This window comes from Bradyrhizobium manausense (genome assembly GCF_018130615.1).
Classification (GTDB): Bacteria; Pseudomonadota; Alphaproteobacteria; order Rhizobiales; family Xanthobacteraceae; genus Bradyrhizobium; species Bradyrhizobium manausense_A.
The window spans coordinates 204,910-218,811 of sequence record NZ_JAFCKB010000005.1 but is presented as its reverse complement, the minus strand read 5'-3'; the positions used below and the strand labels follow the sequence as shown (position 1 = coordinate 218,811).

Genomic DNA, 13,902 nt, shown 5'->3' with positions numbered 1-13,902 from the left:
GAAAGAGAGACGTTTCAGCACATGAACTTCTGATAGAACCGCTGATTAGGTGACCAACACTATCGTGGAGCGTCCAAGGGACACGCGTTTTCGGTGGCATCATCATAGAGCAGGCCTTGGCTGCGATAGAGACGAATCTCGCTGTGTGGCATGGCGGGTTCGAGAGCCGCCGATCAAGAGCTAGCGTGACTCTTGGGTTTTCGTTGGGAGACATTAAGTTTGCCTCCGATCATTCGAAGGAAGCCCCTGCGGCTGAATGTTCGCCGGCCGGCCGGTACTATTGCTAGCGGACATCTCGTCTCTGCGGAGTGGCTATAGCGAAAACATCATATCCGTTCGTCCTGCGCCACTCCGTAGTATTGGAGAGCCAATCTTCCGCCCCATCCGACGAAGTAGCCAGCGCTGAGGCCGGAGATCACGACATCGATTTCATAAAGTGACGATTGATCGAAGGCGTGAGCTGCGATGGCTACAGCCAGCAGATACTTGGTCCAGAAGATCGCCATGTTCCGCGTCAACGGCACCAAGGATCCCGCGACCCTGACGGATCCGATTGTCGGCCCCGGCTGAAGATCGTCCATAGGGGTGAGCCACCACGAGACAACGGCCGAGAGTGCCAGCGCCGCGAACCAAAAGACGACAAGCTCCGGATCGCCGGATCGAATAGCGGCCCCGTAGCTACCCCAGCCGATGAAAACCACCGGGACGATCAGGAGCCGCCAAAGTGGAAGCGTTCTCGGCTTGAGCGACTGAAAGCCCAACACCAGAAGCAGAGCAAAAAGCACGAAGACCCACATGGGCGTGTTCTGGATCATGCTTGCAAACACCATCAATCATCCCTTCTAGACATTGGGAAAGCACGACGCATTCGAGAGCTTGCCCAGCGCGGCTGGCATGCTTCTTGGCCGTCACTTGATGCAGAGCGCAAGCACGCGAAAGCGCGTTTACGTCTCTGCCGTCCACACATCGCTACCGTTGGAGCACCAAGTCGTGGTCTAGTGACGGACGCACGGCAGTCGTCTCATTCGCGCTCCGCCTCCTGAGTTGCCACACCGAGAGGAAGTGGAGCACGAAAGACAGAGGCACGGTGAAGGCCGGGACCAGGACCAGAGGATAGGCACCCAAGCTTGGAGCGAGGACGTTGGCGGGCGGAGGCAAGATCCCGGCGCCATTCAGAATGCCAAGGGTGACGGCAGACACGAGATCGAGTGTGCCGAGTGCATTCCAGCCGTAACCAATCCAGCGGTTCGTTCCGAACCTTGAGACCAGAATTGCGGCCAGGGGCGCCAGCAGCCCAACAATGACGTCGCCCACACCGGCGGGAATGGCGAACGCGCCAGACGCGTTTCCGATTGCCCACTGGGCCAGGAAAGCGGCTCCGAGGACTCTGTATGCTTGAAGTCCGATCAGCCACGATGAAGGGACGGCGTCGAGCACGGCGGCCATGACCTTCGAACGCCTGAGCACCGCAATCCAGACGATCAAAGGCACGAAAATGGCGAGCGGAACGGCCGGCGAACCTCGTCCCGGCACCGCGGGAACGAAGGCCCCCACGTAAGCAGCGTACCAAGCGATCGCGAGCCAGACGAGCAGTGGAACGGCGATCGCGAGGAAGAACCTCCGCTGCCGTTCGGGGGAAATGCCGCTCCGGCCAAGGCCCAGTGCCAAGCCGAGCAACACCAAGCCAACGTAAACCGGTCGCGCCAGGATACCGATGTAAGTGAAGTCCTCGAGCCAATGCATTTGAGCTTCTCCTATTGGTACCGCATCGTACCGAAATGGTACCGATTCGTACCATCTAGATTATCGAATTGCAAGGCCGGATCAGCGGCGCAAAACCCAGGCTGGATTACATTGAGAAAGATGTGTGTACGGCCCTAGGGCCGTAGCGGCCGCACCAGATCAGGCGGCGGCGGCGCCGTAGATCGCGATGAACGTGCTGGCCGCATCATCGGCGAGGGCTCGGATTTCTGCGTCGCCTGGCGCCTTCGAAACTCCGAGAAGAAGCCCAACCTGAAGGTCCGACCAAACGAGACCGAAGTAAGCCCGCACCATCTTGTCGATATCGGCGGGTTTGACCAAGCCCTTGGCGCTAGCTTGCTCAAAAAGACGGGAGAGTGCGGCTCGGCTGGCGCGGCGGCCGTGTTTGTCGATCGTTCGCGCGGCCCCGGGAAGATCCTGGCTTCGGGCGATTGCGAACCTGAAGGCGGTGATCACATCCGGCCGCGCTGCGCCCTTCAGGAGCCGATATCCGAACGTGCGCAACACCTCCGTAAGCTCGCGAACAGTCTGAGCCTCTGGAAGCGTCAAGCTGTCGCTGATGGCGGTCGCGCGCTCGACAATGCAAGCGAGGAGGATGTCGTCCCTGTTGCCGAACAGAGCGTAAAGTTCGCGCTTGGAGACGCGAGCCCGGCTGGCGATATCGAGCGTGCTGGATCCCGAGAAGCCGTTTTCGGCAATCGTCTGGAACGCAGCACTCATGATCCGCTCCCGAATTGATCCTTTCGGCTCAGCTGTTGAATCCTTGGACATTCACTTCGCCCGATCTCATGCGGTACGATTTGGTACCGCGCCGATCACACGATTGCAACCGCCTGCCTTGTCTGGTCGACGGTCTCATAGGGCAAACGAAATCGTGAAAATCGCAGGACAGAGAGCAAAATCGCGGAATTGGTGGCGGAGGAGTGAATTGCCCCCTGAACCGAACAATCCGGTTCTCATTCTGCGGCAAGCCGTACCCTGCGGCGACGGGCAGAACTAATTGTCCGTTTTGCTCGCCCTAATGTCCTATTCTACGATGAGCACGTGATCGATCTGCACCATTGGATTAGCGCGCTGTATCGAATGGGGTGACGATAACGGAACAAAGGGAAAGTCGCACAGCAATCCGGCCGGGCGACCACGAAAAACGTCGCACGAGACGCGTTTTAGACCTGAGCCTGAAATCAAAAGCCCTGCCTAGGCAGGGCCTTGGGATGGTGGGCGCACCAGGGCTCGAACCTGGGACCCGCTGATTAAGAGTCAGCTGCTCTACCAACTGAGCTATGCGCCCGAAAGGCGGTCAATGCCTTGCGAGGCCGGTCGTTTAGCAAAGCGATCCGGGTCTGGCAAGCGACGTGGCGCAAGTTTTCCAAGGTTCTTCCACAGCCCCGGAAATGGCGAAAAGCCGCTGGATTCCAGCGGCTTCTCAGAGGTTAATTCCCGGGAAATCCCGGGCTGCTCAAAGCCGCCCTTCCCGATCCGAGCCGCCATCGCGGTCGCCGCCGCGGAAGTGGTCCATCCCGTGCTCCATCATGCGGTCCATGCCGCGCTCCATGAAATGGCGGCGCGGGCCGTCCTCGCCGCCACCGAACGGGCCGCGATGGTGGGTCAGCACGGCAAGGCGGCGCTTCTGGCCGTCGTCGAGGCTCTTGTAGAGCGGGTCGGCGGCGTCGGCGATCTTCTTCAGCGCCGCAGATGTCGCGCCCATGTCGTCGGCCCGCTGGCGCAGCCGGGCGACCGGATCCTCCGGCTTGTCGCCGTTCTTGTCGGCGTCGCCCGGGCCGGCGTTCATCCGCGCATTGGCGCGGTCGATGCGCAGCTTGGCGAAGTCGCGCACGGCGGCCTCGACCGGCGGCCACAGCTTCTCCTGGTCGGCATTGAGCTTCAGCCCGGCATGGACGGCGGCGATCCGCGCGTCGACGAAGGCAGCGCGGTCTTCGGGGTTCATGCGGGTGTGGTGGAAGTGCTCCATCCACGGGCGATGAAATTGGGCATAGACCGCGCCCGAGCCGGCGATGCTGAGCACGGCGATGGCGGCGATGGTAAACTTCCTCATACGAACCTCCTCTGGAAGGATGCCCTGAAGATGGGCGCCGCTAGGCCCCGGCGCAACTTACAACTTGGACAGAGAGCCACTCTTACGAAGATGTAACTCCTTGATCTGCATCAAATCGCGAACTGGAAATCATTTGCAACAAGGGGCTTCCTTGCAGCCCTGCAACGGAAGCCCTTCATTCATCATTCGTTCAATCCAGGCCGCATCGAACCTGGTTCGCCACACGCGCCCATCCTGCTCAATTCGTCGTGCTCTTGGCTTCCTTCTGGAATTCGTCGATCAGCGGCTGGCCGACACGGCTTGCGGCGTCCTTGTAGACCGGCTCCATCGCCTTGCGCATCGCCTCGTCCTGCTCCGGCGTAAGCTTGATGATCTCGCTCTTGCCGCTCTTCTTGATTTCGGCGAGCGCGTCGTCGTTCTCCTTCTGCGACTGCGCGTTGTTGAAGTCGGTCGCTTCCTTCATCGCCTTCGAGAGCTGATCGCGGATGTCCGCCGGCAGATCGTCCCAGAACTTCTTGTTCACGATCACGACGTAGCCGATGTAACCGTGATTGGTCTCGGTGATGTACTTCTGCACCTCGTGCATCTTCTGGGTATAGATGTTCGACCAGGTGTTCTCCTGGCCGTCGACCACGCCGGTCTGCAGCGCCTGGTAGACTTCCGAGAACGCCATCACCTGCGGCAGCGAACCCAGCGTCTTGAACTGAGCCTGCAGCACGCGCGAGGACTGGATTCGGAACTTGACGCCCTGATAGTCCGCCGGCGTGATCAGCTTCTTGTTGGCGCTCATCTGCTTGAAGCCGTTGTCCCAATAGGCAAGGCCGGTGATGCCCTTCGGTTCGAGCAGCTTGAGCAGCCGCGCGCCGAGCGGACCTTCCGTCACCTTCCGCAGCGTCTTCAGGTCGGGAAGGATGTAGGGCAGATCGAACACCTCGAATTCGCGGATGCCGAGCGGGCCGAACTTGGAGTTGGACGGCGCCAGCATTTGCACGCTGCCGAGCTGCAGCGCCTCGAGCTCCTCCTTGTCCTTGTACAGCGTCGAGTTCGGATAGACCTCGATCTTGACCTTGCCGCCGGTATACTTCTCGGCGAGCTCCTTGAATTTCTCGGATGCCTTACCCTTCGGCGTGTCTGTCGCGACGACATGGCTGAACTTGATGATGATCGGGTCGGCGCTGGCGGTGCCGGCAAGGCCGAGTGCCAGTGCAGCGACGGACGCCGCGATCGCGAAGGTGCGCATAATCTCTCCCTGTTGTTTTTTGGGCTGCCCGGCATGCGAGCAGCCGATCTTGAGCCGGCAGCATCAATAGCCGCTGGGAGGCAGAGCCGCTATTGGCCGTTAGCAGGGCAGCTATTCATCATGAACGCTGCAAACACCTCTGCGCTCCCTCTCCCGCCTGCGGGAGAGGGTTGGGGAGAGGGTGTCTCCGCAATGGGATATTCCCTGTGAGGAGAGAACCCTCACCCGCCACGCTTCGCGTGTCGGCCTCTCCCGCAGGCGGGAGAGGCGAAGACGTCAGCTCGCTGCCGCCGCCGTCACGGTGTCGCGCTGGCGCTTCATGACGATCTTGTTGAGCGCGCCGAGATAGGCTTTTGCAGACGCCACCAGCGTATCCGGATCCGCCGCGCGGGCCGTCATCGAGCGGCCGTCATGCGACAGCCGCACCGAGACCTCGGCTTGCGCGTCGGTGCCTTCGGTGACGGCGTGAACCTGATACAGTTCGAGCTTGGCCTCGTGCGGCACCAAGCGCTTGATGCAGTTGAACACTGCGTCGACCGGACCGTTGCCCTCGGCTTCCTCGATCTTGATCTGGCCGTCGACGTCCAGCTTCATGGTCGCGCGCTGCGGGCCATGGGTGCCGGCGATCACGGTCAGCGAGGTCAGCTTGATGCGGTCGTGCGAAGCCGCCATCTCCTCGTCGACCAGCGCCTCGATGTCCTCGTCGTAGATGTCCTTCTTGCGGTCGGCGAGCGCCTTCATCCGCGTGAACGCATCTTCCAGCTGGTTCGGGCCGAGCTTGTAGCCCATCTCCTCCAGCTTGTGCACGAAGGCATGACGGCCGGAATGCTTGCCCAGCACCAGCGAGGACTGCTTCAGGCCGACCATCTCGGGCCGCATGATCTCGTAGGTGGAGGCGTCCTTCAGCACGCCGTCCTGGTGAATGCCGCTTTCATGCGCGAACGCGTTCCGGCCGACGATGGCCTTGTTGTACTGAACGGGAAACGAGGTCGCCGCCGACACCACCTTCGAGGCGCGGGTGAGCTGCGTGGTGTCGATCTTGTTCCAGTAGGGGAATTTGTCGTTGCGCACGTTGATCGCCATCACGATCTCTTCGAGCGCCGCGTTGCCCGCACGCTCGCCGATGCCGTTGATGGTGCACTCGACCTGACGCGCCCCGCCGACGATGCCGGCCAGCGAGTTCGCCACGGCCATGCCGAGGTCGTTATGGCAATGCACCGAGAACACCGCCTTGTCGGAGTTCGGCACACGCTCGATCAGTGTCTTCATGAAGTGGGTGTATTCCTCCGGCACCGTGTAGCCGACGGTATCGGGGATGTTCACCGTGGTGGCGCCGGCCTTGATGACGGCCTCGACGATGCGGCACAGATAGTCCATCTCGCTGCGGGTGCCGTCCTCGGCCGACCATTCGACGTCGTCGACCTGGTTGCGGGCGCGCGCGACCATGGCGACCGAGGTCTCGATCACCTGCTCCGGCGTCTTGTTCAACTTCACCCGCATGTGCAGCGGTGAGGTCGCGATCACGGTGTGGACGCGACCGCGCTTGGCGAATTTCACAGCTTCGGCGCAGCGATCGATGTCAGCCGGGTGCGCACGCGCCAGCCCGGCGATGATCGAGTTCTTGGAGCGGCGGGCGATCTCACTCACCGCCTGGAAGTCGCCTTCGGAGGTGATGGGGAAGCCGGCTTCGATGACATCGACGCCCATATCATCCAGCAACTCGGCGACTTCGAGCTTTTCCTCGAAGGTCATGGTGGCGCCGGGGCATTGCTCGCCGTCGCGCAAGGTGGTGTCGAAAATGATGACGCGGTCCTTGTCGGACTTGTTCGCGGGGGCCATTGCAAATTTCCTTTTGAGCTTTTGCGCCGTCAGTCTGCTGGGCGCTTGAGGTGTCTGGTGATCTCGACCAACCCCTGAGTGCCCAGGCGCACAGCGCCCAGCCGGCCCTCAGGGGCAAGTAAGAAGAAGCCCGCCAAGAAGGAGGGTGGGCAGCAGCGCGGCCGGGATCGTGGCGGCGGCCAGAGCCACCTCCCCCGAAATCCCATCAATTTGGCCGCGAATCAGCATTGCCAGACCCTTTTGAGCCCCAAATTCTCAGGCAAAACCGTTGACGGTTGGTTGCCGGAAGGCTCGGTGCGTCGTTCTAGACGAGAAATGGCAGCAGCTGCAACGCCAAAAGATGGTCAGGGAAGCTGACCTAGGCGCCGGACCAAGACCACACGGTTTCGCGTACGCAGGCAGATCCTGCTTCGCCCCAGGGGGCCTTGCTGGACAAGGCACCGTTCGCACAACGCGGCATGCAAGCTGATCACGGGACTCGGCTCAATCCACTGCCCGCCCTGCCACTCACATCCGCGACGACGCTGCCCAGCGTCCACCGCAGCCCGATCGGCGGCTCGCGACGACGTACGATCGGCCCCTTTTCGCGGATCAGGAAGGACAACACATGCGATAAATCAGAATTTCGATAAAACGGAATATTTTGACACCCATTGATTGACCCAACCATCGTGTTTTGCACGGCCGGGCGGCGGCAGCTCTTATAGTCTTGGGGCCCCGATGGCCTCATCCGGGCTATGAGAGTCGAGGTGATGTGCCCTACCCCGTCCGCCGGGCGCGCGCCCTGGTCTCCCAGCGATCCAGCATCTGGCCGAGCTCGCCGTTGACCACAGTCGGCCGCGCCATCCGGTTGGTGGCCGTCACCTCGTTGGTGTTGGCGGGCGGGCGCGTCTGGAGCCAGTCGGGTTCCACATAGTCGCGCCAGCGGCGCGCCTGGTGCCGCTTCTTTCGGGACACTTGGTCACGCGTGAGATAGCCGGCCGCAAATGCGATCCCGAGCAATATGACCAGTACGACGACACCTTGTATCACGCGGAACTCCGGCGTTTGGCCCCCGCAAATGTTTCTGCCAGCATGACGGGCGAGGTCAAGACTTGACAGGCCTCGAAGTCAGTTTCGATTCACAACGCCGGGCGAGATGAATTGTCGCTTTCATGCAGAGCGGCACGATCATGCGCAATGCTTCGGCATCATCTTCCGCGACCATCCACAGCGCAGCACGAATTTGGCGACATCAAGGATTTCGCGCGGAGAGGCTGCAACTGTAGCGCTCGCAACCGGACGCGGACCGGACTAACCTTGCACCGCTCGGCCGGATCAACCGGCCAGCCGAACATGACCTGGGAGGACACCAATGACACGCCAACAGCAGCGTGAGCAGGATGTTGCGCTTTCACGACGAACGCTGGTGCAGGGGCTTGCGCTCGGCGCCGCGGCCACGATGGCCGGAACGGGCGCTGCGCTGGCCCAGACCAGTCCCGCCGCCCCACCGACGACGATCACCACACCACCACGCGACTTCGGTCCGCACGGCGCGCCGACCACCTATTTCTGGGACCCCGACATCATCGCGGTCGATCCCTCCTTCAACGATCTGGCGCAGCCCAACACTGCGATCAAGCGGCTCTACACCGGCGTGCTCTGGGCTGAAGGCCCGGCGTGGAGCGCACAGGGGCGGTATCTGTTGTGGAGCGACATTCCCAACAACCGGCAGATGCGCTGGAGCGAGGATGACGGCCGCGTCAGCGTCTTCCGCATGCCCTCCAACAATTCCAACGGTAACTCGTTCGACTTCCAGGGCCGCCAGCTCTCCTGCGAGCATCTGACCCGGCGGGTGACGCGCTACGAGCATGACGGCACCGCCACCGTGCTATGCGACAACTACAACGGCAAGAAGCTGAACTCGCCGAACGACGTCGTCGCGCATCCCGACGGCAGCTACTGGTTCACCGATCCGCCCTATGGCGGCCAGCTGTACGAAGGCGAGCCCGATGCAGCGGGTGGTCCGAGTAATTCCGGCGGCAAGCTCAATCCGCGGATCGGACAACCCGCCGGCTTCACACCGGGCAAGCGCGAGCTGCCGACCAATTGCTATCGTATCGACGCTTCCGGTCGCGTCGATCTCGTCGTCACCGAGGAGCAGGTGCCCGATCCCAACGGGCTGTGCTTCTCGCCCGACTTCAAGAAGCTCTATGTCGTCTCGACCGGCAAGGGACCGGGCGACACCGGCCCCGGCGGCAAAGGCGAGATTTTCGTGTTCGATGTCGGCAGCGACAACAAGCTGTCCAACCAGAAAAGCTTCTCCGATTGCGTGATCGACGGCATCAAATGCGGTCCGGACGGCGTGCGCTGCGACGTCAACGGCAATGTCTGGGCCTCCAGCAATGCGGGGCGCGCGGTCGGCTATAACGGGGTAACGGTGTGGTCGCCGGAGGGCAAATTGCTCGGCCGCATTCGCCTGCCCGAAGTCTGCGGCAACATCTGCTTCGGCGGGCCCAAGCGCAACCGCCTGTTCATGGCGGCGAGCCAATCGCTCTACGCCGTCTTCACGGCGACGCAAGGCGCGGGACCGGGGTGAGAGAGCCCAGCTTCACAAAATGGTGCCGGCGCAATCCGCCGGCACCGGATCTCACTGACGACTGGGCCGATCCCGGCTGAAGCCGTGGCCGGGGGCCGGCACCGCCTGTCAGTTGTCGCCGCGCTTCGGAGGCGCCGGCACGGCAGTCCGGTTGGCAGGCACGATCTGCGGCTGAAACGCGAACACCTCGCGGCTGCGGTCGTCCACGAGCACCTTCAGCCAATGCACGTCGTTGTTGCCGTTTTCCTGATGATCGCCGAACGTCTCGACACGGACAAAGTTTTCGAGCCGCCGGCCTTTTGCATCGAGGAATGGCCGGTCGATCCGGAAATAGTGGGAGTCGCCGTGAACATAGGCGACGGGCCGACCGAAAGCGACCACTTCATCGCGCAACGCAACCAGGAAGGCTTGGAAACCGTCGGGATTCGCATCGGTTTCCGCTAGCGTCTTCGGGTCACGCAACGGCGCGCGGGTTCCGTCCGACTGATCCCAGCCCGGGTCCGCCTGCGAGATGAACATGACAGCTGCGGCGCGGTACGTTCTCGCCACGTCAAAGGTCTGCTGCATCCAGAGGATGTTGGCGCTGTTGCGCGCGGCCCATTCGGCGTCGTCGGGTAACGTATCGCAACGATTGTTGCAGGATCCCTGGATATTGAGCGTGGCGTAAACCACGCCCTTCATGATCCAGCGGCGATTCTCGACGCAACCGGTCAACTGGTTGTTGTGATCGAGACACAGCTTGTCGTGCTGCACCTGCTGCTTGATGGGCCGCTGGCCAAGCGAGAAATCGGTGCTGAAAAAGATCTTCCGCTCGTAGTCGAGCCTTTCGCGCGAGGAGAACGAGCCGTTCGCCGGCCGATCGCAGTCGGTCCAGTCGTTGTCGCCGGGGGTAACCATAGCAGCCGATTTCAGCGCATTGAAATATCCGAGTCCCTGCTGGTACAGCGCATCGCTGCACGTGGTCGGCGTCACCGATCCAGGCGTACCGCTGCCGGCCTTCAAGTCGCCATCATGAACCGTGAAGGCAAGCTTCTGGTCGTTCATGTCGGCGATCAGGTTCGGCACGCCGAGCTGCGCCTGCAGGTCGGAATACGGCAAATCACCCCAGAGCCCGATGGCGTAAGCCCGGCTCTCGCCTCCCCTGTCGCGGTCGTCATCGTCGGCATGCGCACTGACGATCGAACAAATAGCGATGCAGGCGGCAAGCACGAAGCCTGTCCAGTGCCGCTTGCCGTAGACGCCTTCCAACTTCCCTTCACCAAGTCCCGTCATGGTCGCTCCCCAGAACAGCTTTGGACAAAAGACGGCTCACCGCAGGCAGCAACGCGAGTTGTCCTGCGCCGAACCGGTTCACGAAAATGAGAAGAAGCCCGCCCGTGGCTCCAAATTGCCGCGGTGAACGTACCGAGGGGTTGTGACGCCCGCGTGAAACATTCTGAAACACGACACAGTGCTGGATCGGCCCCGGCAGGCAGTACCAATTCCCTGAAACGGGGCTATACGAACTAGGCTGTTTCCGAACGATTGCGAGACGACCGGGCCGAGTCAGGGATAAGCCATGCGCGTTGTGATCTGCGGCGGCGGCGTGATCGGAGTCTGCACCGCTCACTTCCTCCGCCGTCTTAGGGTCGAGGTCTACGTCGTCCCGACCGGCGCGGGACCTGGCTGAGCAGGCGGGAGCTGAATTGCGACGAGGCGCCAGCGCCCCCCGCCGGCGCCTCAGACTTGTGTGCTAATTTGCCCGTTCAGAAAGCGAGAGTTTCGATGCGTCCGATCGTGATCATACCCACCCGGCTTGGTTCAACCAGGCTCCCAGGCAAGGCGCTGACGGATATCAACGGTCAGCCCATGATCGTCCACGTCTGGCGAAGAGGCCTCGAGGCCGATATCGGCCCCGTCGTCGTCGCCTGTGGCGATCAAGCCATCGTGGATGTCATCGGCGATCTGGGGGGCCGGGCGGTCCTGACTGACCCGACGCTCCCGACCGGATCGGATCGTGCACACGCTGCCCTGCAGCTGATCGACGCGGACGCGGCCTACGATGTCGCCGTCGTCCTTCAGGGCGACCTGCCGACCATTGATCCAACGACGATACGGGCGACCATGGAGCCGTTGTCCCGGCATACCGATTGTTCAATCGCCACGCTCGCCACCGAGATCGAGGATCCCATCGAGCTTCAGGCGCCGAGCGTCGTGAAGATCGCCCTTGCAATCCAGCCGGGAGAGACGATCGGTCGCGCGGTCTATTTCAGCCGGGCCGTAATCCCCTCCGGGGCCGGCAAGCACTATCATCACGTCGGCATGTACACCTATCGGCGCGAGGCGTTGGCGAAATATGTCAGCCTGCCGCGTGGCATCCTCGAGCAGCGGGAGAGTCTCGAGCAGCTCCGGGCGATCGAGCATGGCATGCGGATGGACGCCAAGGTGATCCAGACGGAGCCGCTCGGCGTGGATACGCTGAGCGCGCCCGAGAGCTTTTGGCAGCCAGGGCAAGGACAACCAAATGACCGTCACCGTTCGCCTGATGAATTTGCAGGAAACTGCGGAGATCATCGAATATTTCCACGCAGCGACACCAGAGCATTTGGAAATGCTCGGGGTCGATCCGTCGCGATTGCCGCCGGCATCGCAATGGCAGCGGCTCTATGAGCAGATGTTCGACCAGCCCGTCGAGCAGAGGAGCAGCCTTTTGGTAAGTTGGCTTTACGAAGACAGGTTCCTGGGGTTCTCGACTGCCGACAAGATCCGCATTCGCCAGCAGGCGAACATGCACCTTCACATCACCGATGCCTCACAACGCAAGCAGGGGATCGGCGCAGAGTGCGTCAGACAGACCGTCGAGCTCTATTTCCAGGCCCTCAAACTGAAGCAACTCTTCTGCGAGCCCAACGCGTTCAACGTGGCTCCGAACCGCACGCTCCAAAGGGCGGGCTTCAAATACGTCAAGACGCACATGACCGTTCCCGGCCCCCTCAACTTTCACCAGGCCGTCAACCGCTGGATGATTGAACGAGGCTGAGGGCCTCTCAGCGGCCGCCGACGCATTCATGCGCACACGCCCTCCTCTCCGCAGGCAAGACGTGACTTCCGGACGGAGCGCGTGATAATTGAGCCATGGCAGAGAAAATTCGCGTCGTGGTTCTCTATGGCGGCAGGTCCGGTGAGCATGAGGTCTCGCTGAAATCGGCCGCCTCCGTGCTCAGGCATCTCGACCGTGCGCGCTTCGAGATGATCCCGGTCTCCATCGACAAGACCGGCCGGTGGCAGTGGAACGATCTTGCGACGATCGACCAGGCGCAGACATCCTTGCCGATCCTGCCCGATGCGCCCGAGATGCGGCTCGCCCGAGGTGCCGATGGACGCGGGGTCCTCATCCCGATCTCCGGCAACGCAACGGCCCCGATCGCGATCGACGTCGTCTTTCCGGTCATGCACGGACCCTTGTGTGAAGACGGCACCGTGCAGGGCCTTTTGGAGCTCGCCGACGTTGCCTATGTCGGGTCGGGCGTTCTTGCCTCTGCCGTCAGCATGGACAAGGACGTCGCCAAGCGGCTCGCTGAATTCGCCGGCGTGCCGGTCGCGCCCTATCGCGTGCTCACCCGCAAGGCTTTCGTCGCCGATCGGGCCGCGTCTCTTGCGAAGGTGATCGAGGGGCTGAGCCTCCCGGTGTTCGTCAAGCCGTGCAACATGGGCTCCAGTGTCGGCATTCACAAGGTCAAGACATGGGATGCGCTCGGTCCCGCGCTCGACGATGCGTTTCGCTACGATCTCAAGGTGCTGGTCGAACAGGGCATCGACGCCCGCGAGATCGAGGTCGCCGTGCTCGAGGGCGAGACGCTGTTTGCGAGCGTCGCCAGCGAGCTCAATCCCAACGCCCATCACGAGTTCTATTCCTACGAGGCCAAATATCTCGATCCCGACGGCGCCCGCGTCGATCTCCCGGCGAAGCTCGATGCGGCCCAGATGGCGCGCGTGCGCGCGCTCGCGTTGCAGGTCTTCGCGGCGCTCGAATGCAGCGACCTCGCACGCGTCGATTTCTTCCTCGACCGGCAAACCGGCGAATTCTGCTTCAACGAGATCAACACCCTGCCCGGCTTCACGTCGATCAGCATGTATCCGAAGATGATGGAAGCCTCGGGCGTACCATATGGAGAGCTGCTGACGCGCCTCGTCCATCTGGCGCTGGATCGATATCAGCAGCGGCATGCCCTGGAACGCGGCTATTCGAGCTAGCTGATCGCGACTCGTTGGGCCACCGTCATGTGCCTTCAACCTGTCTGCATGCCCGTAGACGAAATCTGCATGCCTGATTTGCTGGAATATCCAACTGTGCACTCATTTTGCGCAAGCGCTAGACTTTAGTCCCCATCGTACAATCCTGAATACAGTTTTACTTGCCGAGGATTCTCTCACCGTTATAGTCCCGAC

The 13,902-nt window shown here is 61.9% G+C and carries 12 protein-coding genes, 1 tRNA gene and 1 pseudogene; 5 read left to right on the top strand and 9 right to left on the bottom strand.

Annotated elements, in window-relative coordinates; translation table 11 throughout:
* Positions 1-326 precede the first annotated feature (326 nt).
* From JQ587_RS12300 to JQ587_RS12265, 8 genes are all read right to left on the bottom strand, one after another.
* Positions 327-830: a hypothetical protein gene (locus JQ587_RS12300; protein WP_212425456.1), complete on the bottom strand. Its 504-nt coding sequence runs from the start codon at positions 828-830 to the stop codon at positions 327-329.
* Positions 831-969: 139 nt separating this feature from the next.
* Positions 970-1,743, bottom strand: a complete 774-nt coding sequence (locus tag JQ587_RS12295) for a DUF8737 domain-containing protein (RefSeq protein WP_212425455.1) — start codon at positions 1,741-1,743, stop codon at positions 970-972.
* A gap of 159 nt (positions 1,744-1,902) precedes the next feature.
* Positions 1,903-2,532 (bottom strand): TetR/AcrR family transcriptional regulator, encoded by a 630-nt coding sequence (locus tag JQ587_RS12290; RefSeq protein WP_212425454.1) that lies wholly within the window; start codon positions 2,530-2,532, stop codon positions 1,903-1,905.
* A 444-nt stretch (positions 2,533-2,976) separates the two neighbouring features.
* Positions 2,977-3,052 (bottom strand) — tRNA-Lys (locus JQ587_RS12285).
* Between the two features lie 168 nt (positions 3,053-3,220).
* Positions 3,221-3,817 (bottom strand): Spy/CpxP family protein refolding chaperone, encoded by a 597-nt coding sequence (locus tag JQ587_RS12280; protein ID WP_212298758.1) that lies wholly within the window; start codon positions 3,815-3,817, stop codon positions 3,221-3,223.
* Between the two features lie 238 nt (positions 3,818-4,055).
* Positions 4,056-5,057 (bottom strand): TRAP transporter substrate-binding protein, encoded by a 1,002-nt coding sequence (locus tag JQ587_RS12275; protein WP_212425453.1) that lies wholly within the window; start codon positions 5,055-5,057, stop codon positions 4,056-4,058.
* Positions 5,058-5,333: 276 nt separating this feature from the next.
* Positions 5,334-6,896: a 2-isopropylmalate synthase gene (locus JQ587_RS12270; RefSeq protein WP_212298760.1), complete on the bottom strand. Its 1,563-nt coding sequence runs from the start codon at positions 6,894-6,896 to the stop codon at positions 5,334-5,336.
* A 759-nt stretch (positions 6,897-7,655) separates the two neighbouring features.
* A complete protein-coding gene (locus JQ587_RS12265) occupies positions 7,656-7,925 on the bottom strand; it encodes a hypothetical protein (protein ID WP_212425563.1) in 270 nt (89 codons plus the stop codon).
* Positions 7,926-8,250: 325 nt separating this feature from the next.
* On the opposite strand from JQ587_RS12265, the gene JQ587_RS12260 reads away from it, so the two are divergent.
* Positions 8,251-9,474 (top strand): SMP-30/gluconolactonase/LRE family protein, encoded by a 1,224-nt coding sequence (locus JQ587_RS12260; protein ID WP_212298761.1) that lies wholly within the window; start codon positions 8,251-8,253, stop codon positions 9,472-9,474.
* Positions 9,475-9,582: 108 nt separating this feature from the next.
* On the opposite strand, the gene JQ587_RS12255 is transcribed toward JQ587_RS12260, so the two are convergent.
* Complete coding sequence (locus JQ587_RS12255) at positions 9,583-10,746, bottom strand: hypothetical protein (protein ID WP_249154274.1); 1,164 nt, start codon at positions 10,744-10,746, stop codon at positions 9,583-9,585.
* Between the two features lie 286 nt (positions 10,747-11,032).
* Between JQ587_RS12255 and JQ587_RS12250 the strand changes: the two genes are divergently transcribed.
* The 4 genes and pseudogenes from JQ587_RS12250 (at position 11,033) to JQ587_RS12235 (ending at position 13,707) form a co-directional block, all read left to right on the top strand.
* A complete protein-coding gene (locus JQ587_RS12250; protein WP_212425452.1) occupies positions 11,033-11,143 on the top strand; it encodes an NAD-binding protein in 111 nt (36 codons plus the stop codon).
* Positions 11,144-11,238: 95 nt separating this feature from the next.
* Positions 11,239-11,931, top strand: a pseudogene (locus tag JQ587_RS12245) (3-deoxy-manno-octulosonate cytidylyltransferase); the annotation flags it as partial.
* 133 nt (positions 11,932-12,064) lie between these two features.
* Positions 12,065-12,493, top strand: a complete 429-nt coding sequence (locus JQ587_RS12240; protein WP_249154291.1) for a GNAT family N-acetyltransferase — start codon at positions 12,065-12,067, stop codon at positions 12,491-12,493.
* Positions 12,494-12,588: 95 nt separating this feature from the next.
* Positions 12,589-13,707: a D-alanine--D-alanine ligase family protein gene (locus tag JQ587_RS12235; RefSeq protein WP_212425451.1), complete on the top strand. Its 1,119-nt coding sequence runs from the start codon at positions 12,589-12,591 to the stop codon at positions 13,705-13,707.
* Positions 13,708-13,902 lie beyond the last annotated feature (195 nt).